Source organism: Pseudomonas synxantha BG33R, from assembly GCF_000263715.2.
Lineage (GTDB): Bacteria > Pseudomonadota > Gammaproteobacteria > Pseudomonadales > Pseudomonadaceae > Aquipseudomonas > Aquipseudomonas synxantha_A.
Genome location: NZ_CM001514.1, coordinates 5,470,290 through 5,490,213 on the forward strand (window position 1 = coordinate 5,470,290; position 19,924 = coordinate 5,490,213).

Genomic DNA, 19,924 nt, shown 5'->3' on the forward strand with positions numbered 1-19,924 from the left:
GATCAAGATCAAGAGCGGCTCGCTTCGCATCGTGGTTACTGATGGTTGCTACGTCAGAGTTGTGTAGATACCCATGCCGCGATAGCGGAGGGTCAGGCAATAAATGGCTGGCTGATACACCGCTATCGCAGGCAAGCCAGCTCCCACATTGGAACTCCAGTGTTCTGGAGGGGGTGGCCGGATCAGAACCCGCGATGCTTTTTCAGGTGCTCATTGATTTTGGCGGCAGGCACTTTCTGCAAGGTGCATAACAGGTCATGGGACAGTTCGCGCAGGCCGTGGGTCTGGCGCAGTTGCTGGGCCAGGTGGGCCGTGAGGTTGGCGGCCATTTCCGCATCCGCCAGCGCCCGGTGAGCCTGGCCGGTGTGGGGCAGTTTGGCGTAGGCGTTGAGGGTGCCGAGTTTGTGGTTGGGCGCAGCCGGCATCAGGCGGCGGGCCAGCAGCAGGGAGCAGGCGAATTTCTGCAGACGGGTGCGGCGGATCAGGCCGAGCTCATAGTCCCAGAACTTCTGGTCGAAGGCGGCGTTGTGCGCCATCAAGGGCGTGGTGCCGACGAACTCATTGACTTCGTTCATCACCCGTTCAGCCGGTGGCGCACTGCGCAGCATGGCGTTGCTGATGCCAGTGAGCTGTTCGATAAAGGCCGGTATGCGCACACCGGCGTTCATCAGGCTCTGGTAGCGGTCCACGATTTGACCGCGCTCGAGGATGACCACGCCAATCTCCGTGGCCCGGCATTGGCTGCTGGGGGTGATGCCGGTGGTTTCAAAGTCGATGACCGCTATACGTTCCAAACCTGCTCCAACTCCATTCAACAATCTATTTCTATTTGAGCAACAACGCGCCTTCGATCGGCACGTAGTGGCTGGCGGCGCGTATCAATGAGTTGGCCGTCAGCCCCGGCACGCCGTAGGCCACGGCCCGCACGCCATGCTTTTGGATGATGCGTTCGAGCAGCATGTCGAAATCGCCGTCACCGGAGGCCAGTACGATTTCGTCGACATGGTCGGCGGCGTCCATGATGTCGAGGGTGATACCCACGTCCCAGTCGCCCTTGGCCGAGCCATCGCTGCGCTGGATATACGGCTTGAGTTTTACCGTAAAGCCCAGGTTGCGCAGGATCTGCTGAAATTGCTGCTGCTTGCTGTCGCCACGGTCGATGGCATACGCGTACGCCTCGACAATCTGCCCGCGAGCGCTGATGTCAGCCCACAGGGCGGCGTAGTTGAAGTGGCAGCCATAGGCTTGGCGCACGGTGTAGTAGAGGTTTTGTACATCGGCGAACACTGCAATTTTCTTCACCGCACTTCCTCATGGACAGCCAGGCGCCAGCGCCCGGAAAGGGCGCCAGTATGCCAGCCAAGGGAGCGTTTCCGGGAAAAAATCAGACCGGAGCGCCGTGGCGCCCCGGGCCAAGAGGTGTCAGACGAAAGAATCGTCGTCGCCAAAGGAAGAGGAATCGTCGGAATAATCGCTGTCAGCGAAGCCGTCGGCATTGTTGCCGCCCCAACTGTCATTGCCGGCAAACTTCTGGTCATCGTTGCCCCAGTCACCCTGGTCACTGGCCGGTGCCGGTTGTTCGATGATTTCTTCCACCACCTGTGGCTGCTGATTATGGTGGAACAGGCTGCTGATGCCTTCGGCGAGCAACACACCACCGGCCACACCGGCAGCGGTCTTCATGGCGCCGCCGAGGAAACCGCTGCCCACGGGTGCGCCAGCCGGTGCTTGCGGCGGCTGATAGTTTTGCTGCGGTGCTGGCTGGTTGAAAGACGGCCGTGCCGGCTCACGCCAGCCCCCACCGGAGTTGTTCGGCGCAGGCTGTGGCTCGCGGGAGCTACCGCCAAAGATGCTCGACAGAAACCCACCACCACTGGCCGGCGCCGCTTGCGCAGACTTGGCCCGCTGCAGTTCATCCTGCAATTGCTGGATCTGTTGCGCCTGTTGCTTGTTTTGTGCATCCAGAGCCTGGAGCGCATGCTCCTGCACCAGCAATGACTGGGTCATGTAGTAGCCGGCGGCGGGTTGGCGAGTCATGTGCTCCTTGATCCGCGCTTCGGCCTGGGCGTCGCGGGGGGCTGAGTCCGTTTCGGCTTGCTGCAACCGTGAAAACAGTCCATCGATCAGGGTTTGCTCTTCGCTGTTCATGGCGACCTCGTTAGATTGCCGATAAAAAATTCCGGTCCCGCCTGTGATCAGGCCGGGTGCCTTCCAGTTATGGGGATGTTACGAGTTGTTTCAATGGTCTTTACTCAAGGTTTACGTTTGCGCCCCTTTGGACCCTGATCGGTTAAAGTGTGGCCCTCTGCTTCCAGGCCTGTGATGACCCTGATGAATCCGTTAGACGTTTTGCGCGACTCCTTGCGTTTTACCCAGCGCAACCTGGGCGCCATCGTGCAGTTGTGCCTGCCGTTGGTGATCCTCGAAGCCCTGCTGCAACAAATACTGGACCACACGCTGGGCCCGGATGCGTTTCCCGGCTACAGCGTGGTCGTGGGTTTATTGGTGTACCCGCTGTACACCGGCGCCTTGATCCTGTTTCTCGACGCCCGCACCCGTGGCGAGTCGCCACGCACCAAGGATGTATGGGCCATGGCGCTGAGCCTGTGGCCGCGCTTCGCCTTGCTGACGGCCATGAGCACGTTGTTGATATTGCTCGGCCTGTCGCTGTATTTCCTGCCGGGCTTGTGGCTGATGGTGGTGTTGGCGTTTGCCGAATACCTGCTGGTGCTGCGCGGCATGCCGGCCCTGGAGGCGATGAAGGAAAGCTTTCGCCTGACCCGCGGGCATTTCTGGCGAATCCTGGTGTGCCTGCTGTGCGTGATGACGCCGTTGTGGCTGCTCAAGGGTGCCAGCGTGGCGGCGTATCCCGAGCCCGCGCCGCTGCTGGGGCTGTTGATGGACAGTGCGCACAGCTTCCTGCAGTTGTTTACCAGCGTGGTGCTGTTCCGTTTATTCATGTTGATCGGTGGCGACGCCGACGCGCGGTGATATGCTCCGTGCCTCTTCTGACACGCATATAAGCCGAGCCGATGACCCGTTTATTGCGCATCACCCTGTTGAGCCTGTTGATCATCGCCGGCCTGCTGGCCGCGCTGATCTACAGCCTGACCTGGCGCCCTGCCGACAAAGAAACCCTGCCCGTCAGCTGCGTGGCACCCCGTGCGCCGACGCTGCTGCCGGGCCAGGCGCTCAAGGTCATGACCTGGAATGTGCAATACCTGGCCGGCAAGAACTACGTGTTCTGGTACGACACCCCGGACGGCAGCGGCCCGGACGATCGCCCGACCGTCGAAGACATGGCCTTCAGCCTCGACGAAGTGGCCCGAGTGATCCGCGACGAACAACCCGACATCCTGCTGTTGCAGGAGCTCGACGAAGGCGCCAAACCGTCCCACTATCAGGACCAGCTTGCGCTGTTGCAGGAGCGTCTGGTCGACCTCTACCCCTGCAGCGCCCAGGCCTTCGACTGGAAGGCCGACTTTGTGCCCAGCCTGCATATCTTCGGCAGCGTCGGGCGCAAGCTGGCGACACTCAGCCGCTACCAGATCGAGCACGCCGAGCGCCTGCAACTGCCGACCGCCGATGCCAACGTCATCAGCCGCCAGTTCCAACCCAAGCCGGCCCTGCTGCTGACATATCTGCCCTTGAGCGATGGCGGCCAACTGGCGGTGCTCAACACCCGCCTGGACGGCGGTGCGCCTGGGCGCAGCGCGGTGCAGGAGCAAGTGGCAAGCACGGTAAAACTGCTGGATAAACTCGAAGGTCGCGGCACACCCTGGTTGATTGGCGGGGATTTCAACCTGCTGCCACTGGGCCAGTTCCTGCGCCTGGACGCGGGCAAGCGTGGCCAGTATTCGCCGGACAGTGAGTTGCATCTGCTGTGGGACAAATACCCGATGATCCCCAGCAACAGCCAATCCAGTGGTATCGACCGTGAGAAATGGCTGACGCACTTCCCCAACGACCCAAGCCTTGATGGCCCGGATCGCACCCTGGATTACCTGTTCTACAGCTCGCGGATCAAACGCGTGGAAGCGAAGGTGCGGCAGGAAGATACGTTGCGTATTTCCAACCACCTGCCGGTGATCGCCCGCTTCCTGCTGCCTGCCGCACAATAACCCCTAGGGTTTCAACGCCTGGGCCCGCAGCGGCTCAAGCCACTCAAGGCTTTCAACCGTGGTGCCGGATGGGCGGTACTCACAGCCGATCCATCCTCGGTAGCCACGCTGCTCCAGCGCCGCGAACAAGGCGGCAAAGTCCATGGTCCCGGTGCCCGGCTCATGACGCCCCGGGTTGTCGGCGATTTGTACATGGACGGTCCTGTCGTAAAACCGCGCCAGCACCTCGGCTGCGTCGCCGGTCAAAAGCTGGGCATGGTAAAGATCCAGAATCAGCCCGACACTGGTAAAGGTTTCCAGCACCTGTTGCGCCTTGCTGAAGTCAGACATGTAATAGCCGGGCATCGCCTGCGGGCAGATCACTTCAATAAGCGCGCGCAAACCCTGATCTTCGAGGTACTTGACCGCGTATTCCAGGTTACTGGCGTAGGCAGGCGCGCTCTCATCCTGGGGCGTGGTCACGCCAGACATTATGTGCACATCCGAGCAGTTCAGCGCCTTCGCATAGCGGGCCGCCTCGCGCAGCCCATCGCGAAATTCCTGCTCCTTGCCCTGCAAGGCAGCGATGCCTTTGGTAACGCCCGCCGGCGCTGCGAACTGAATCAACGGCAGGTTGTATTGAGCCAGGTGATCGGCGAGCAGGCTGGCGTCAAATTCATAGGGCGATGGGAACTCCACCGCCCTGAAACCGGCAGCGGCGGCGGCTTCGATGCGTTGCAGAAAAGGCAATTCGTTGAATTGGAAACCGAGGTGAGCATTGAATTTGAGCATGGTAAATATCCATCCTGGGAATAAACAAATCATCAGCCTGGAGCCTCATTCGCGGCTCCAGCGCCACGCTATTGAAAGTGGTCAGTACAAATACTCATGCTCTTCGTATGGTATTTTCCCACTCCAGTGCGGTGGGGGCATCTGCCCCGACGGGAACGGACTGAAGCTAACCATTCGGAATAAAACCTGTGATCAAGAAAGACCTCGCCCTGCAGTTGGCCCCACGCGTCATCGACATGGTTCGCGCCCGTTCGATGAAAGCCGGTGAGCCCTTGCGCGAGCAGACATTTGCGCAAGCGCTCGGGGTGTCGCGCTCGCCGATCCGGCGGGTTTTTGCCTTGCTCGCCGAGTGGGACCTTGCCATTCAGGAGCCCAACCGTGGCTACTTCCTCAAACAAGGTGCCGGGCAGATTCAGGAAGCCGCAGTCCCTTGCGCCAGCGATCCGTTCGAGGACTTTTACCTGCGTGTGGTCGACGACATTCTGAGCGGAGAAATACCGGCGCACTTTTTCGAAGCGCAGTTGTTGCGACGCTATGAGGTGCCCCGGGGGCAGTTGCTCAAGGTGCTGAACCGGCTGGCCGGCGAAGCCATGGTGGAGCGTAAACCGGGCCAAGGGTGGGGTCTGAAGGACTTCGTGCATAACACGCAGGCGCATATTCATAGCTACCGTTTCCGGATGGCCATCGAACCGGCGGCGCTGCTTGAGCCCGGTTATCAGGTCAATCACGCCGCGTTTGCCCAGGCCAGGCAACAGCAACAGGCGCTGATCGACGGTGAGATCCAGACCTTGTCCCGCGCGCAACTGTTCCAGCTGGGGGCCCAGTTTCACGAAATGATCGTGCAGTGCTCCGGCAATGTTTTTTTCATCGACGCCATACGCCACCAGAATCAGCTCAGGCGCTTTATGGGCTACAAGGCCAACATTGATCGCACGCGTCTTAAGGCGCAATGCCAGGAACACATCCATTTGCTCGACCTCATCGAGTCTGATCGGCGTGAAGAAGCCGCACAGTTTCTCTGGCGCCACCTGGATCAAGTCGGCCGACTCAAGACTGATCAACGCGCAGTGCCAGAAGAAAGCCAAATCTAGAGCACGTCACTGACTCCCCGTCAGTGCCGCAGCTTCGCCATCACCGCGCCCAATAACGGGCCAAGCAGCCTAGCACAATTGTTTCTAATCAAAACAGAATACAAAAAAATCACCAAACAGTTAATTTTTTCACTACATATTGTATTTCGTTACAACAATAGGCAATCATGCGCGCCGCTCGGACTCGGATCCGTATCGAATCGCACAGGGATGGTGGCCATGAACGAAAGGACGTTGGGTAGTGCAGCGGGAGTCTCAAACCTCTTGTTCGGGGTGTACAACACAGTGGTTGCCCTGCTTGGCGTGATGCTGGCCTATAAAGGCGGCGTGCTGATGGCCGCGGGCGGGTCACCCTATTACGCGATGATGGGCACCGCGCTGTTGTTATCGGCCATCCTCTTGGGCCTGAAAAAGTCCCTGGGCCTCTACCTTTATGGCGCAGCCTCCGTGGCCACCTATGCCTGGGCGGTGTGGGAGTCTGGTTACGATGGCTGGGCCTATATTCCACGCCTGGCCTGGCTGGCGGTTCTCAGCGTGCCGTTCCTGGCGTTCTGGCCCGTAGTACGGCGTGATTTTGCCAAGGTCAGAAAAAGTCATTACTTCACCATTATGGGTGTGCTGCCGCTGGTGATGGGGGCTACCATCCTGGTGCCGCTGTTCTTCCCGAAAAGCGTTCACCTTGCCGACTCGACGCTGGCCACCACACGCCCCGCCGCCGCCTTCAGCCGCAGTACCGTCGCCTCTCCAGACGGCAATATTGCCGCCTCACACACCGAGACCAACTGGACCGCCTATGCAGGCTCCAACCTGGGCAACCACTATTCAGCCGCGTCGCAAATCACGCCTTCGAATGTGTCGGGCCTGGTCAAAGCCTGGGAATACCACCACGGCGACGTGAAGCAACCCGGTGAGAAAACCAAGTACTTGAACGAAGCCACGCCGATCAAGGTGGGTAACTCGCTCTACACCTGCACCCCCAAGCAAATCATCATTTCCCTGGATGCCACCACTGGAAAGGAGAACTGGCGATTCGACTCCAAAGTCGACCCGGACTACTTCGCCAATGGCGGCGCCTATTGCCGTGGTGTCTCTTATTTCGAAGTCCCCAATGCCAGTGGCTTGTGCGCCTCGCGCATCATTTGGGGCACCAATGATATTCGCCTCGGCGCGGTAGACGCCCTGACCGGCCAGGCGTGCCCCGACTTCGGCAACGCAGGCTTTGCGGATTTGAAAGACGGGCTGGGCACTTTCAGAAAAGGCTCGACGGGTATCACGTCTGCCCCTCTGGTCATTCGCGGGGTGGTGATCACCGGTGGCCGAGTACTCGACTCGGATGTGCGCCCTGCCCCCTCGGGCGTGGTGCGCGCCTACGATGCAGTAACTGGCAAACAGAAGTGGGCCTGGGATTTGGGCCGGCCAGACACCAACGCCCCCGCGGGTAACAACGAGACCTACACCCTCAGCACCCCCAACTCGTGGGCACCGCTGTCGGCCGACGATGAACTGGGCCTGGTGTATGTCACCACCGGCAACGCAGCGGGCGACTTCTATGGCGGCACCCGCACAGCACAAGAAGACACGTTCAGCTCGTCCCTGGTCGCACTGGACGCCACCACCGGTAAAGTCCGCTGGCACTTCCAGACAGTCCACCATGATCTATGGGACTACGACCTGAGCCCGCAACCCAGCCTGATTGATTTTCCGACGGCTGCCGGGCCACGTCCGGCCGTGATCCAGGCGACCAAATCCGGCCAGTTGTTCGTGCTTGACCGCGCCACCGGCGAACCACTGGTGGATGTCGTGCAAGCTCCTGTCCCACAGGGCACCGCCCCGGGAGACTACACCGCAGCCACCCAGCCACTGTCCCCGGATATGCCGAGCACCATGGGGCGTCCATCGAAAACACCGGAAGTGCTGACCGAAGCCAATGCCTGGGGCCTGACGCCTTTCGATCAGATGCAATGTCGCCTCGAATTTCGCCAGGCACGCTACGAAGGGATCTTCACCCCGCCGGTCGTGGGCCAGCAAAGCCTGATCTTCCCCGGCCATCATGGCGGCTTGAACTGGGGCGGTGTGATGGTCGACCTCAAGCGAGGGCTGCTGATCATCAACAACCAGCGCCTTCCTTATATGCAGGGGCTGGTACCGCGCGAACAGCTCGACGCCATCAATGCCAAGTCGTTCCAGGAGTCGCCGGGCAATGCCCAAGGCTTCCGCGTCCAGGCCGGCCTGCCTTACGGCGCGATTAAAGATCCGTGGATGTCATCCCTGGACCAGCCTTGCATTGCGCCACCCTGGGGCTTTATCTCCGGTATCGACCTGCGCACTCGCGATGTCGTGTGGAGCCGCCCGTTCGGCACAGGCTATGACAGTGGACCTTGGGGGATCGCCTCCAAGATGCGCTTCGAAATCGGTACGCCGAGTGATGCAACCGGCGTGACAACCGCTGGCGGCGTGACGTTCATCGGCGCCGCTATTGACCGGTTCATGCGGGCTTACAACAGCGAAAGCGGCGAACTGCTCTGGGAAGAACGCCTCCCGGCAGGCAATCAGGCTTCGCCCTTGACCTACATGAGCCAGGGTCGACAGTACGTGGTGGCGGTGGTTGGCGGTCATGACCGAATCCCAACCAAGTTAGGTGACAGCATCATCGCCTGGGCCCTGCCTGAGCAGTAAATCGAGTGCTGTAAGAGAGGCTCGCCATGAGCGTATCGGTGGGTAAAACATATACATGTTCTACCCCCCTCAGTCATGGCGTAGTTTCTGGCACGTATCGCATCACTTCAGAGTGATGACAGGCTAATGACTTATCGCAGGAAGTTTATAAGTAGCGGCGATCACTGCTGCCCTTTATTCACGTAGCAATACCCACTTCTACGCCAGATTCAAAGCGCCTGACTCTCTCAGCGCGCTCGCAGGCGATTGCGCCCGGTTTACTCACTCGATGAGAAGCCTGCGCATCGATATATACGCTTTACGCTTTATAAAATTGGATAGGAATTAACAATGCTCGAACTTTCTGATGGTTTGTATCTATTGGTGGGCGTCAGTTTTATTACGTCATTCATGACGGCTGCCATTGGCGTGGGCGGCGGAATTGGACTGCTTGCGGTTATGCCTCAATTCATCCCCATTTCTGCGGTTGTACCGGTTCACGGCTTGATTCAAATGGTCAGCAACGCCAGTCGATTCGCGTTTGATTTCAAAAGTGCAAAAGTGGAAATCCTGCCTAAATACGTTATCGGCTGCCTGGTCGGCGCGTTCATCGGTTACTTCTTCATCGGCAAATTTCCCGAGCAGTATTTATCACTGATTCTCGGCTTCTTCATCCTGGCCATCACCTGGACCAAGATCGTCGCACGCCTGGGTTTTATATTTAAAAACTTTGCCCTGGTGGGCTTTTTTCAAACCTTTCTTTCACTGTTCGTGGCCGTAACCGGTTTGATATCGCAGCCCATCCTGATGAAGATGAATATTAATAAAAACGAAGTAATTGTCACCCACGCCATGCAAATGAGCGTACTGCACGGGCTCAAGGTCGCCGCCTTTGTTATTGCAGGTTTCGCGTTCATGGATTACGCCAACCTGATCATCATCATGATTACCGCCTCTACATTGGGTTCGTACCTGGGCGGCTTTCTCAGAGACCGTATATCGCAGCGTGTCGGCGCAATGCTGTTAAAGGCAGGGGTGACGTTTTTTGGTTTGAAGATGATCTTCGATCATTTTTTCAACGGCCTGTAAAAAGTTCTTCCAATAAAACAAGGAGCGTGAAATGAGCATACGTAAGTTTGATTTTTTTGAAACCAAAGAAATCTCAACGTTTCTGAAAGAGCATGGATATTGCGTTATCAAGCCCCAAGACCACTCTCTGGAAGCCTTTAGAGAGACCGCCGGCAAGTTCGGGCTGATTCAGTTTCATACCAAGTCCGATGAACATGGCGTGGTGGGCGGTGGCGAACCGATCAACAAGGACTGGCAACGTTTCAAGGATGATTATCATGGCGAACTGTCGAGCGATTTTTTCCCGCATACCGATGGGTCGTTCTTGAATGGCATCGCCTACGTAGAGGGCACTGCGAAAAAAATCACGCCACCCAAATTCGTCATTCTCCAGTGCGTTTCAAAACCTGAATTTGGCGGCGACAACTTCCTGGTGGATGGGCAGAAAATCTACAATGACCTGCTTGCCAATAACGCCGAGACATTAAAAATATTGATGACCAGCGGCAGTGTCACTTACTGCCGCGACGACTTGTTGTCCATCGATTGCGCCGTCTTTGAAAAAATCGATGACGAAACGTTAAGAATTCGCTACCGGTATGACAGCACTGCGTTTATCCCCGAATGGGCCAACGCGGCGTTTAAATACATCCAGACCCACTACTCCACCAACGAGCGTTACATTACCCCCATCAGCCTTGAGCCAGGGGACATTCTGGTGATGGATAACCTGCGGGTCCTGCATGCCCGGCATAAATTCATCGATGGCAACCAGCAGAGAAAAGTAAGAAGGCTGTGGATCGCTGATGACGCGAGCACCACATTCAAGAACATCCTGGATCAGTCGCCGGTGCGCAGGGCCATGCTGCCCTTTCAGAACTACAATATTGCCCAGTCTGAAACCGCCGGGCATTCGTTTATCGAGTACACCTGCGGCATCCACGCCCAAGCGAGCAAATCGCTGCCAGACGCGCATAAGCAATTTGACAGTGCACTTGAAGCGCTTTAAGCCCTTCAAGACAACCTCCTTGCTGTGATTCAACGCTTTCAGGTAACCCCCCCAGTCATCAAAACGACTGGGGAGTTACTTACACTCAAGGCTTTCTGGGTTTGATCCGGGCCGTCGCTTCGGCCACCAACGGGTCATCCGGCCAGTAATGCTTCGTACCACCTAGCACCTTCGACATTGACAGCGTTGTAGCCCCTGACTTACCGGGCTTATGAGGTTTGCGTGAGAAACACCGTTGACTGTCAATCACGCTATGACGGATTGACATTTGGAAAGGGGATTTTATAGAGGGTTGACACACCACGGCGCATAGCGAAGGGAGCTCAGACGGGAAAACATTGACATTCAAAAGCCAACCACGCCCCTCTGGCCCCAATACACCATGACGGCACAAGGCCCCTGACCGCGAAGACCGCTCACATTCCTGGGGGAATATAACCGGGGACATACCTGACATTGGTGCACTTGCCATGAAGAATTCGTCCATCTTCGATCAGGAACTGCGCAATCTTCTTTTGTTGATTGATCTTCGCCTGCAATTTGCAATCGGAACTGTGCCCGACTTGTTGATAGTGTTCGGTGTACACCATGCCATTACCGGTATGGGTCATTGATGTCCCGGCCGCTTCGGTGGTGGTCCAGCTCGCGGACTTGTACCAGGTCAGCACCGCCAAGGGTTCGCCGTTCGAACCGAGTTCCTTTTTCATCGAATCGGGTTTGCCGAACAAGTCCAGCGCTTCCTGCATATCACGCCCTTCCCAGCGGCTTTGCGCAATAGTGGAACAGCCAGTCAAGAGCAAGACGGCCAACAGAGTGGTTAACAATAAGCGTATGTAAGTCATTGGCTGTCCAGGCTTATTTATTCAGTTCGAGCAGGCTGTCGATGTTGTCCATCATCTGGCTCTTTTCCTGAATCGGTGCGAGTTTGAAGAACATCTGCTGCAGCATCTCGATCATCTGCAGGTATTCCATCTTGCCCACGGCGGCCATGTCGTTTTTAGCTCGACTGCCCGGCGCACAGGCAAACTTCAGCGCTTGCTGTACCCAGAACTCTTTCGGGGTTTGCCATTGATTGGCAACTTTCAGATGGCGCAGGGTGTAAGCCAGACGCTCGACGGATTGGCCATTGATAAAACGCACTTTGCCCGTAGAGCACTGGGCTTCGAGGTTGTACACGTCGATCATTGGTTTGCCGGGCTCTTCATAAACCAGGGTCACCGCGACCATGGTCGCGCCTTTAGTTTTTTCAGAAGGCACTACCGACGTGGCATCGGCGACGTACATGATGTTTTTTTGGGCCACGCCGTTGCCGTAGATAATCCACCAGTCACCAATCGGATTGGGCTCTTCGGCATTTGCCGAATTGGAGGCAAACAGCAGCGCAGCCGACAAGAAGATCAACTTCTTGAACTTGAAGAGAAATGACATGGGCAGTTCCGTTCCTTGGGTACACGTTGCCAGGCAGCAACTTGTTATTGTTCGGGCCGCCACTTTAGGAGGCGGCTCGGACAGGCACAATTAGGGCGGATGGGCTAATGGCGCGCTGCCATTACTGCTCAGGTGCCTCGAGGTTTTGCCCGTGCTGTGGCTTCGGCCACCAACGGATCATCCGGCCAGTAATGCTTGGGGTAGCGCCCTTTCAAATCCTTCTTCACCTCGGCGTAGGTACTGCGCCAGAAGTTCGCCAGATCCTGCGTGACCTGCACCGGCCGCCGCGCCGGGGACAGCAGGTGCAACTTCACGGCCAGGCGCCCGCCGGCGATGCGCGGGGTGTCTGCCAGCCCGAACAATTCCTGCAAGCGCACCGCGAGGATCGGCGGCTGCTCGCTGTAGTCCAGGCGTACCGATGACCCCGACGGCACTTTCACATGCTGCGGCGCCAACTCTTCCAGGCGTTGGGGCAATGGCCAGGGCAGCAGGTTGTGCAGGTAGCTGGAAATATCCAGGTTGGCGAAATGGCTGAGGCGCGAGACCTTGCCCAGGTAAGGCATCAACCAGTGTTCGAGGCTGGCCAGTAGCGCCTTGTCGCTGATGTCGGGCCACTCGCTGGTGTTGCCCGCATCGAGTTGGCGCAGCAGCATCACACGGGCTTGCCACTGACGCAGTTCCGGAGTCCAGGGCAGCAGTTCCAGGCCTTTGCGGCGTACCAGGTTGACCAGCGCCTGGCTGCGGGCGGATTCGTCGAGGCCGGTCAACGGTTCGCGGCTGAGTACCAGTTCACCGACTTTGCGTTGGCGCTCGGCACGCAAGACGCCTTCGCGTTCGTCCCAGTCGAGTTGGTCGACATTGCACACTTGCTCGGCCAGCACCGTGTCGAACAACGCCGGGTCAAAATCTGCCGCCAGGTAGATGCGTTCTTCACGCTGGCCCTGGCGGCTGCCCAGGTCGGCGATCACCAGCCAGGGTTGTTTCATCAGGCTGTCGGCTTCGGCGAACAGCGCCGCGCGGCCATTGGCCAGGCGATATTCAGCACCACCGGGGCGACGTTGCTGGGCGACGCGATCCGGGTAGGCCAGTGCCAGCAAGGCGCCGAGCCAGCGCGGGTGGTCGGGATTGTCTACCGGCTGGGTCGCCTTGCCGCGCAGGTATCCACGGTATTGCCGTGCCAACTGCTTGGCGCGCTGCACGCCACCCTGAGTGCCGCGTGCGCGTTCTTCACCGGCCATCAACGCCAGGCGGCTGTGCAAGTCGGCACCGCCGCCGCGCAGGATATCGCGCTCGCCCAACAGGGCTGCCACGTCACAGGCCATGGCAGCCAGCCCCAGGTCCTGGCCACGCAATAACAGATGGGCAATACGCGGGTGGGCCGGCAGCTCGGCCATCTTCTGGCCATGGGCGGTGAGGGTTGCTTCGTTCAATGCACCCAGGCGTTGCAACAGCTCCTGAGCCTGGGCATAGGCGGCAGTCGGTGGGATGTCCAGCCAAACCAACTGGCTGGGTGTCACGCCCCAGCGCGCCAGTTGCAAGGCCAGCCCGGCCAGGTCGGCGGCGAGAATTTCCGCACTGCCATAGGCGGCCAAACCGTCATGCTGGTCTTCGGACCACAACCGATAACACACCCCCGGTTCCAACCGCCCTGCCCGACCGGCGCGCTGGGTGGCGCTGGCACGGGAGATGCGCTGGGTGTCGAGGCGCGTCATGCCGCTGCCCGGGTCAAAACGTGGCACCCGCGCCAGCCCGGCGTCGATCACCACGCGCACGCCGTTGATGGTCAGGCTGGTCTCGGCGATGTTGGTGGCCAGCACTACTTTGCGCTTGCCGGCCGGCGCCGGGTCGATGGCGGCGCGCTGGGCGTTGAGGTCCAGCTCACCGTGCAGGGGGCATAACAGCACATCCGGGCGATCACCCAGGGCCTCGGCCAGTTGCTGGTTGACCCGGCGAATCTCCGCTTGCCCCGGCAAAAATACGAGCACGCTGCCGGTCTCGTCATGCAGGGCTTCGAGGACGGTTTGCACCACGCGCGGCTCGATAAACTCACCGGCCTGGTACGGCCGGCCCCAGCGCATCTGCACCGGGAACATGCTCCCTTCACTGCGCAGAATCGGCGCGTCATCCAGCAAGCCCGCCAGGCGCTCGCCTTCGAGGGTGGCGGACATCAGCAGGATTTTCAGCGGCTGGTCGTCGCGAAACAGCTCGCGCCCGTTAAGGCTCAGGGCCAGCGCCAGGTCGGCGTCGAGGCTGCGCTCGTGGAATTCGTCGAAGATCAACAGGCCCACGCCATCCAATGCCGGGTCGTCCTGCAGGCGGCGAGTGAGGATGCCTTCGGTCACCACCTCGATACGCGTGTTGGGGCCGACTTTGCTGTCCAGACGAATGCGGTAGCCCACGGTCTCTCCGACCTTTTCGCCCAGTTCGCTGGCCAGTCTTTCGGCGGCGGCCCGTGCGGCCAGGCGCCGGGGTTCGAGCATCAGGATGGTTTGCCCGGCGAGCCACGGCTCATGCAACAAGGCCAACGGCACGCGGGTGGTTTTACCGGCACCGGGCGGCGCTTCCAGCACGGCTTCATGGCGATGCGCCAAGGCGTCACGCAGGGCGGGTAAAACATCATCGATCGGCAACGAATTCATAAGGGTTCTCTGGCAATCCGCGCAGTTAAGAGGCGTAACCGATCCGGCGACTGCCTAATGTAGGGGTCGTCCATACCAACACATGACCATCGAGTTGACGTCCTGCTTTTCGTCGGAGCTCTCTTCAGGTTTTTGATAGAGACACACAAAAACCACGATGGCCCCGACGCCAAGGGTCCCAAGACTTAAAACAATATCCAAATCGACATTTGAATGAAACGAGTCAAAGAACACTCGCGGCGCAGCCCAGTGGATGAAAAAGATAAAGAGCGGAAAAATAAAAGCCCCTTTCCACAGCACAATGTCGACGGGAAATTCAAGCAACCTGCAGGCAGCAAGAAACCCCAACAGGTAAGCGTAATAAGTAACCATCAAGCTGATCATGAATTTCGTCAGGGCCAAGGCCATGATCACCAGCCAATGCTCCTTTGCTGCATATGAAACGGGTGCAATAAGACGGGTGATACCGATGATCAGACAGGTTATGACCATTAGTACTGCGATAGAAATAGGTGCCAGTCCTTCACCGTAAGCTTTGTTCAAGAGCTCGCCAACTTCGGGTTTCAGACAAGTGCCCCAGTAAATCAACGCCATGGAAAACAACAAATACACCAGGAACAAACTGGAGTATTCGACGAAAAAAGCTTTCAGATCTTCACAAAAAGTCCGGTTATAAAGTGTGTTTGCCTGCTGCTCTTCAGTCATCATCCTTCCTTGATTTTTGTAAACTGCACAGTGTTTCGTCTGCAAACAGAAAAGCTTGAACACCATTGGCGTCCAGACAGGACGGCGAGTATAACGGCGAACTGCCGGATGCCGATGCAGGTCTCAAAAATACCCACTCTTTGGACTGGGAATGCAGTCAAAGGTGGGAGCTGGCTTATAGTCACCCTTAAATCGTGTTCAGGAGACTTTTTCATGCGTATCGCTTCCCGCGTCATCGGCGGTGTCCTCGCCGTCACCCTGCTGAGCCAACTCACCGCCTGCGGCTCGATTTTCTACCCCGACCGCCGTGGCCAGATCGACGGCAAGATCGACCCAGCCATTGCCGTGCTCGACGCCGTCGGCCTGCTGTTCTACGTGATCCCGGGCCTGATCGCGTTTGGCGTCGACTTCGCCACGGGCGCGATCTACTACGAACCCGGCAAGACCGCCCAGGTCGCGCCCGAGAAATTGCACGAAGCCATCGGCGCCGACGGCAAGGTCGACAATGCCAAGCTGCAAAGCATCATTGAGAAGGAAACCGGCCGCAGCTTGCCGCTGGACGATCCGCGCCTGATCCAGTTCAAGGGCAGTGTGCAACAACTCGCGTCCCTGGGCCTGCAGCCCGCCGCGTAAGGACAGCCCATGACCAGCAGCCCCGAACACGCCAGGCTTTTGCGCCTGGCCACCCGCGCCTCGGTGGGCGTGGCCTGTGTGCTGATTATCACCAAGGCCATCGCCTGGTGGCTCAGCGGCTCGGTGAGTATGCTCGCCGGGCTGACCGACTCGCTGCTCGACGGCGTGACCTCGCTGTTGAATCTGCTGGCCGTGCATTACGCTTTGCGCCCGGCCGATGACGATCACCGTTATGGGCATGGCAAGGCGGAGTCGCTGGCGGGCATGGCGCAAGCCTTGTTTATCGCCGGCAGTGCGGTGCTGATTGCACTCCAGGCCTTTGAACGGCTCAAGCATCCGGAGCCGGTCGGCGCACCGTGGCTGAGCATTGGCGTGATTATCCTGTCGCTGGCGCTGACCGTGGCCCTGCTGATGCTGCAACACCGCGTGGTGCGCGAGACCGGCTCCAACGCGGTGCGCGCCGACTCGCTGCACTACCGCTCGGACTTGCTGCTCAATGGCAGCATCCTGATTGCGCTGGTGTTGGCCGGTTTTGGCTTTCATCAGGTCGACGCCTGGTTTGGCCTGGGTATCGCCGCCTACATTCTGTGGAGCGCGATCCAGATCGCCCGGGAAAGCTTTGCGGTGTTGATGGACGAAGAGTTACCGCCAGATGTCAGCCAGCACATGCTGGAACTGGCTCGTGGCGTACCCGGCGTGCTGGGTGCCCACGACTTGCGTACGCGGGTTTCCGGCAACCACTGGTTTGTGCAGCTGCACCTGGAGTTGCCGGGGGAATTGACGCTGTCGGTAGCTCACGGCATCAGCGACCAGGCCGCCGACGCCATTCACCGGGAATACCCGAAAGCCGAAGTATTGGTGCACGCCGACCCGCTGGAAGTGGTCACCGGCAACAAAACCTAGTACTGCACCTGATACCCACGACTGCCCAGGCAGTTGCCCTGGGCCTGGCGGTAGGTTTGCACCACCGCCGGGTCCGGGGCGTAGGTGACGGTGCGCGGGTCGAAGCCGCTTTGCTGCGCCGCCCAGCGATAACAGTCGTAGCCGTCCTGCTGCACCTGCGCCGGCGATTGGCCGTTGGCAGGGTAGGCCACTACGTCATAGCCGTTGCCTTGCGGCGCCGGCTGGGGCGATGGCACTTGCGCAGGAGGCTGCACCACCACGTATTGCTGGGTGCTTTGCTCATAGGCGTAGTACGCGCCAGCGGCGAGGAACAACAGCGAGCCCCCTACCCATACTTCACGCGCATAGTCCGGCAGGTAATGCACGCGGATGCCATAGGGTGGCGTCACCACCACGTAGCGTGGGCCTTGGGGGCGATACCAGTAGCCGCCGGAGAAAAAGTAGTCCTGGCCACGGTAAGGCACGCGGTAATTGCGGTCGGGAAAACGGTCGATGACATAACCAGGGCGATATTGCGGGCCCGGGCCCCAGCCGTTGCCATGCCCGTCGGGGCGGCCTGGCCAGCGGTTATCACCGGGGCGATCGTTACGCGGACGCGAACCGGGGCCGCCAGCCTCCCAATGCCGATTGTCATCGGGGCGCCTGGGGATATCACGGTAATAACCCTGGCGCGGTTCCTGGGTCTGGCGCACCGTATCGGGCCGGCCCTGGATCGGCAGGTTATTGGAAGGTTGCGGTGCAGGTCGCCCTGGCTCATGACCTTGCGGGCGACCTTGCCATTGGCCACCCTCGTGCTGGCCGCCGCGATCATCCTGCGGGTTTTGTGGACGTGGCTGATTGTGCTCAGGCCGTTGACCCGGGCCCGGTGAGTTATCGCGCTCGTCGGCCATTACCTGCGTGCCGACGCTTGCCACCAGCAAACCAACACCTGCCATACGCCAGATGCGCTTCATGCTTTTCCTCACTGCGGATTAGGGCCTACACATGAGACTGGAAAAGCCTCACCCGGTTCTCACGCAGGTTATCAGTCGTGGGCACTATTTTCTCAAGGCAAAAGAAAAGGGGTGACCCGTCGGCCACCCCTTGAGAATTTCGTCCGTGCTCAACGCTTTTGACGTTGGCTCACCTCACGCCGTCTTGTGGACAGTGTGCAGCCTGGAGGCCGGCTCAACCCTGCTGGGGCGGCGGCCGCAGCGGGCCTGATTGGGCGCGCTGCTGTGGACTGTTGTCCAGGCGGTGATTCTGTTGGTAATCATAGGCGTGCCGGGCGGACAGATGATTGCGAAGATTGCGTCAATAAACAGTGCTTGCGCAATTTTTAACCCTTCATGGATAATTCACCGCAATAGTTACTACAAAGGCTAACCCAATGAGCAAGCTTGACCGATACGACCTGAGTATTTTGGCGGAATTGCAGCGCGACGCGAGGATCTCCAACCAGGAGCTGGCCGAACGCATCGGCCTGTCGCCTTCGCCCTGCTCGCGCCGGGTCAAGCAATTGGAAGACGACGGCTATATCGCCCGCCAGGTCGCCCTGCTGGATCGCAAGATGCTTGGCCTGAGCCTTACGGCCTACGTATTGATCGGCATGGACCGGCACACGCCGGAGCGTTTCGAGAATTTTGAAGCCGCCATCCGCACCCTGCCGCAAGTGCTGGAGTGCAGTTTGGTGACCGGGATGGATGCGGACTATCAGCTAAAGGTCGTGGTACCGGATATGGATCACTATCAGAAACTGCTGCTGGGCCATCTGACCCGCATCGAAGGCGTGACCAGCGTGCGTTCCAGCTTTGTGCTCAACCAGGTACTCAACAGCACCGAACTGCCCCTGACTCACCTGCGCACCTGAGAACACAGAGATTCAAATGTGGGAGGGGGCTTGCTCCCGATGACTGAGTGTCAGTCAGTTATTTATCAACTGACCCACCGCTATCGGGAGCAAGCCCCCTCCCACATTTGGATTGTGCTTCGACTCAGGTCAATGTTGCGTCTGTAACGCTGCCGTATACTGCTCGCTTGTCTTGCTGGAAGAGCCCCATGAACAACATCGACCCCGCCCTGTTTGAAGAATGGATGATGACCGGCCTGGTCACTATCCTCATCATTTTCATGGGCTTCATCGTCTGGGACCTGGCGAAGAAATCCAAGGCCGGGCGCTTTGGCTCATTCATTCTGTTTTTCGTGCTGGGCCTGGGCGTGGCCGCGTTCATCATCAAGAGCGTGGTGATCGGCTTGATCGAGTCCGGCGCTTTATAGGCGCGCCGGTACTGCTTTCCATTGGCCTTGATCCAGGCCGTCGATAGACCAGTCACCAATGCGCACACGCACCAGGCGCAGCGTCGGCAGGCCCACCGCGGCGGTCATGCGCCGTACCTGACGGTTGCGCCCTTCTCGAATCACCAATTCCAGCCAATGGGTGGGCACGCTTTTACGAAAACGTACCGGCGGGTTGCGCGGCCATAATGCCGGCTCATCCAACTGACGGGCCTCGGCAGGCAAGGTCATGCCGTCGTTCAGTTCGACACCATCGCGCAGGCGTTGCAGCTGTTCTTCGGTCGGCTCGCCTTCCACCTGCACCCAGTAGGTTTTCGCCAGCTTGTGCTTGGGGTCGGCGATGCGCGCCTGAAGCTGGCCATCGTTGGTCAACAGCAGCAAGCCTTCGCTGTCACGGTCCAGGCGCCCGGCCGGGTAAATACCGGGAATGTCGATAAAATCCTTGAGGGTCGCGCGACCGCCTTCGTCGCTGAACTGGGTCAGCACATCGAACGGCTTATTGAACAGGATCAGCTTCGGCTCGGCCGGTGGCGCCTTGGCGACACGCCGAACAGGCTGCGAAGGTTTCACGCCTGGGCGGCGCGAATCGGGACGGGTAGGACGGGACATGGCAAAGGAACATCTAAC

Annotated in this window: 20 protein-coding genes and 1 pseudogene; 10 read left to right on the forward strand and 11 right to left on the reverse strand. The window is 59.0% G+C overall.

What is annotated here, in order from left to right; translation table 11 throughout:
* Positions 1 to 182 precede the first annotated feature (182 nt).
* From PSEBG33_RS03785 to PSEBG33_RS03775, 3 genes are all read right to left on the reverse strand, one after another.
* Positions 183 to 794: a PolC-type DNA polymerase III gene (locus PSEBG33_RS03785; protein WP_005791664.1), complete on the reverse strand. Its 612-nt coding sequence runs from the start codon at positions 792 to 794 to the stop codon at positions 183 to 185.
* 31 nt (positions 795 to 825) lie between these two features.
* Positions 826 to 1,302, reverse strand: coding sequence for an NYN domain-containing protein (locus PSEBG33_RS03780; protein WP_005791666.1), 477 nt, complete (start codon positions 1,300 to 1,302; stop codon positions 826 to 828).
* A gap of 120 nt (positions 1,303 to 1,422) precedes the next feature.
* On the reverse strand, positions 1,423 to 2,148 hold the full coding sequence (locus tag PSEBG33_RS03775) for a DUF2076 domain-containing protein (protein ID WP_005791668.1): 726 nt from the start codon (positions 2,146 to 2,148) through the stop codon (positions 1,423 to 1,425).
* A gap of 183 nt (positions 2,149 to 2,331) precedes the next feature.
* Between PSEBG33_RS03775 and PSEBG33_RS03770 the strand changes: the two genes are divergently transcribed.
* Both PSEBG33_RS03770 and PSEBG33_RS03765 read left to right on the forward strand, forming a co-directional pair.
* Complete coding sequence (locus PSEBG33_RS03770) at positions 2,332 to 2,991, forward strand: YciC family protein (protein WP_005791669.1); 660 nt, start codon at positions 2,332 to 2,334, stop codon at positions 2,989 to 2,991.
* A 41-nt stretch (positions 2,992 to 3,032) separates the two neighbouring features.
* Positions 3,033 to 4,121 (forward strand): endonuclease/exonuclease/phosphatase family protein, encoded by a 1,089-nt coding sequence (locus PSEBG33_RS03765; RefSeq protein ID WP_005791671.1) that lies wholly within the window; start codon positions 3,033 to 3,035, stop codon positions 4,119 to 4,121.
* A 3-nt stretch (positions 4,122 to 4,124) separates the two neighbouring features.
* Here PSEBG33_RS03765 and PSEBG33_RS03760 read toward each other — a convergent pair whose 3' ends face one another.
* Positions 4,125 to 4,892, reverse strand: a complete 768-nt coding sequence (locus tag PSEBG33_RS03760; RefSeq protein ID WP_005791672.1) for a hydroxypyruvate isomerase family protein — start codon at positions 4,890 to 4,892, stop codon at positions 4,125 to 4,127.
* 188 nt (positions 4,893 to 5,080) lie between these two features.
* Between PSEBG33_RS03760 and PSEBG33_RS03755 the strand changes: the two genes are divergently transcribed.
* The 4 genes from PSEBG33_RS03755 (at position 5,081) to PSEBG33_RS03740 (ending at position 10,715) form a co-directional block, all read left to right on the forward strand.
* Entirely contained in the window at positions 5,081 to 5,983 is a 903-nt protein-coding gene (locus PSEBG33_RS03755) for a GntR family transcriptional regulator (protein WP_005791674.1), read from the forward strand.
* A gap of 219 nt (positions 5,984 to 6,202) precedes the next feature.
* Positions 6,203 to 8,659, forward strand: a complete 2,457-nt coding sequence (locus PSEBG33_RS03750) for a membrane-bound PQQ-dependent dehydrogenase, glucose/quinate/shikimate family (RefSeq protein WP_005791676.1) — start codon at positions 6,203 to 6,205, stop codon at positions 8,657 to 8,659.
* Between the two features lie 330 nt (positions 8,660 to 8,989).
* Complete coding sequence (locus PSEBG33_RS03745; RefSeq protein ID WP_005791677.1) at positions 8,990 to 9,727, forward strand: TSUP family transporter; 738 nt, start codon at positions 8,990 to 8,992, stop codon at positions 9,725 to 9,727.
* Between the two features lie 31 nt (positions 9,728 to 9,758).
* Positions 9,759 to 10,715 (forward strand): TauD/TfdA family dioxygenase, encoded by a 957-nt coding sequence (locus tag PSEBG33_RS03740; protein ID WP_005791679.1) that lies wholly within the window; start codon positions 9,759 to 9,761, stop codon positions 10,713 to 10,715.
* A gap of 85 nt (positions 10,716 to 10,800) precedes the next feature.
* Here the strand turns inward: PSEBG33_RS03740 and PSEBG33_RS30220 are convergent.
* From PSEBG33_RS30220 to PSEBG33_RS03720, 5 genes and pseudogenes are all read right to left on the reverse strand, one after another.
* Positions 10,801 to 10,869, reverse strand: a pseudogene (locus tag PSEBG33_RS30220) (hypothetical protein); the annotation flags it as partial.
* A gap of 262 nt (positions 10,870 to 11,131) precedes the next feature.
* On the reverse strand, positions 11,132 to 11,557 hold the full coding sequence (locus PSEBG33_RS03735) for a hypothetical protein (protein WP_005791680.1): 426 nt from the start codon (positions 11,555 to 11,557) through the stop codon (positions 11,132 to 11,134).
* Between the two features lie 13 nt (positions 11,558 to 11,570).
* Positions 11,571 to 12,143, reverse strand: coding sequence for a hypothetical protein (locus PSEBG33_RS03730; protein ID WP_005791681.1), 573 nt, complete (start codon positions 12,141 to 12,143; stop codon positions 11,571 to 11,573).
* Positions 12,144 to 12,271: 128 nt separating this feature from the next.
* Complete coding sequence (gene hrpB / locus PSEBG33_RS03725; RefSeq protein ID WP_005791683.1) at positions 12,272 to 14,782, reverse strand: ATP-dependent helicase HrpB; 2,511 nt, start codon at positions 14,780 to 14,782, stop codon at positions 12,272 to 12,274.
* Between the two features lie 54 nt (positions 14,783 to 14,836).
* Entirely contained in the window at positions 14,837 to 15,487 is a 651-nt protein-coding gene (locus PSEBG33_RS03720) for a hypothetical protein (RefSeq protein WP_005791684.1), read from the reverse strand.
* A gap of 213 nt (positions 15,488 to 15,700) precedes the next feature.
* Between PSEBG33_RS03720 and PSEBG33_RS03715 the strand changes: the two genes are divergently transcribed.
* Together PSEBG33_RS03715 and PSEBG33_RS03710 are read left to right on the forward strand one after the other, a co-directional pair.
* Entirely contained in the window at positions 15,701 to 16,120 is a 420-nt protein-coding gene (locus tag PSEBG33_RS03715) for a hypothetical protein (RefSeq protein WP_005791686.1), read from the forward strand.
* A gap of 9 nt (positions 16,121 to 16,129) precedes the next feature.
* Positions 16,130 to 17,023, forward strand: a complete 894-nt coding sequence (locus PSEBG33_RS03710) for a cation diffusion facilitator family transporter (RefSeq protein WP_005791687.1) — start codon at positions 16,130 to 16,132, stop codon at positions 17,021 to 17,023.
* On the opposite strand, the gene PSEBG33_RS03705 is transcribed toward PSEBG33_RS03710, so the two are convergent.
* Entirely contained in the window at positions 17,020 to 17,976 is a 957-nt protein-coding gene (locus PSEBG33_RS03705; protein ID WP_005791689.1) for a DUF6515 family protein, read from the reverse strand. The genes PSEBG33_RS03710 and PSEBG33_RS03705 overlap by 4 nt on opposite strands.
* Before the next feature lie 416 nt (positions 17,977 to 18,392).
* On the opposite strand from PSEBG33_RS03705, the gene PSEBG33_RS03700 reads away from it, so the two are divergent.
* Positions 18,393 to 18,872 carry an Lrp/AsnC family transcriptional regulator gene (locus PSEBG33_RS03700; protein ID WP_003194418.1) on the forward strand — a complete coding sequence of 160 codons (480 nt, stop codon included), beginning with the start codon at positions 18,393 to 18,395 and terminating at the stop codon, positions 18,870 to 18,872.
* Positions 18,873 to 19,069: 197 nt separating this feature from the next.
* Entirely contained in the window at positions 19,070 to 19,279 is a 210-nt protein-coding gene (locus PSEBG33_RS03695) for a DUF2788 domain-containing protein (RefSeq protein WP_025999909.1), read from the forward strand.
* On the opposite strand, the gene PSEBG33_RS03690 is transcribed toward PSEBG33_RS03695, so the two are convergent.
* Complete coding sequence (locus tag PSEBG33_RS03690) at positions 19,274 to 19,906, reverse strand: pseudouridine synthase (RefSeq protein WP_005791693.1); 633 nt, start codon at positions 19,904 to 19,906, stop codon at positions 19,274 to 19,276. The two genes, PSEBG33_RS03695 and PSEBG33_RS03690, sit on opposite strands and share 6 nt — an antisense overlap.
* Positions 19,907 to 19,924 lie beyond the last annotated feature (18 nt).

Excerpts from the sequence above, each read along its gene's own strand:
- PSEBG33_RS03705 (WP_005791689.1), bottom strand. The coding sequence starts at position 17,976 with ATGAAGCGCATCTGGCGTATGGCAGGTGTTGGTTTGCTGGTGGCAAGC.
- PSEBG33_RS03765 (WP_005791671.1), top strand. The coding sequence starts at position 3,033 with ATGACCCGTTTATTGCGCATCACCCTGTTGAGCCTGTTGATCATCGCC.
- hrpB (WP_005791683.1), bottom strand. The coding sequence starts at position 14,782 with ATGAATTCGTTGCCGATCGATGATGTTTTACCCGCCCTGCGTGACGCC.
- PSEBG33_RS03775 (WP_005791668.1), bottom strand. The coding sequence starts at position 2,148 with ATGAACAGCGAAGAGCAAACCCTGATCGATGGACTGTTTTCACGGTTG.
- PSEBG33_RS03720 (WP_005791684.1), bottom strand. The coding sequence starts at position 15,487 with ATGACTGAAGAGCAGCAGGCAAACACACTTTATAACCGGACTTTTTGT.
- PSEBG33_RS03710 (WP_005791687.1), top strand. The coding sequence starts at position 16,130 with ATGACCAGCAGCCCCGAACACGCCAGGCTTTTGCGCCTGGCCACCCGC.
- PSEBG33_RS03760 (WP_005791672.1), bottom strand. The coding sequence starts at position 4,892 with ATGCTCAAATTCAATGCTCACCTCGGTTTCCAATTCAACGAATTGCCT.
- PSEBG33_RS03770 (WP_005791669.1), top strand. The coding sequence starts at position 2,332 with ATGAATCCGTTAGACGTTTTGCGCGACTCCTTGCGTTTTACCCAGCGC.
- PSEBG33_RS03690 (WP_005791693.1), bottom strand. The coding sequence starts at position 19,906 with ATGTCCCGTCCTACCCGTCCCGATTCGCGCCGCCCAGGCGTGAAACCT.
- PSEBG33_RS03730 (WP_005791681.1), bottom strand. The coding sequence starts at position 12,143 with ATGTCATTTCTCTTCAAGTTCAAGAAGTTGATCTTCTTGTCGGCTGCG.
- PSEBG33_RS03750 (WP_005791676.1), top strand. The coding sequence starts at position 6,203 with ATGAACGAAAGGACGTTGGGTAGTGCAGCGGGAGTCTCAAACCTCTTG.
- PSEBG33_RS03715 (WP_005791686.1), top strand. The coding sequence starts at position 15,701 with ATGCGTATCGCTTCCCGCGTCATCGGCGGTGTCCTCGCCGTCACCCTG.
- PSEBG33_RS03745 (WP_005791677.1), top strand. The coding sequence starts at position 8,990 with ATGCTCGAACTTTCTGATGGTTTGTATCTATTGGTGGGCGTCAGTTTT.
- PSEBG33_RS03700 (WP_003194418.1), top strand. The coding sequence starts at position 18,393 with ATGAGCAAGCTTGACCGATACGACCTGAGTATTTTGGCGGAATTGCAG.
- PSEBG33_RS03735 (WP_005791680.1), bottom strand. The coding sequence starts at position 11,557 with ATGACTTACATACGCTTATTGTTAACCACTCTGTTGGCCGTCTTGCTC.
- PSEBG33_RS03740 (WP_005791679.1), top strand. The coding sequence starts at position 9,759 with ATGAGCATACGTAAGTTTGATTTTTTTGAAACCAAAGAAATCTCAACG.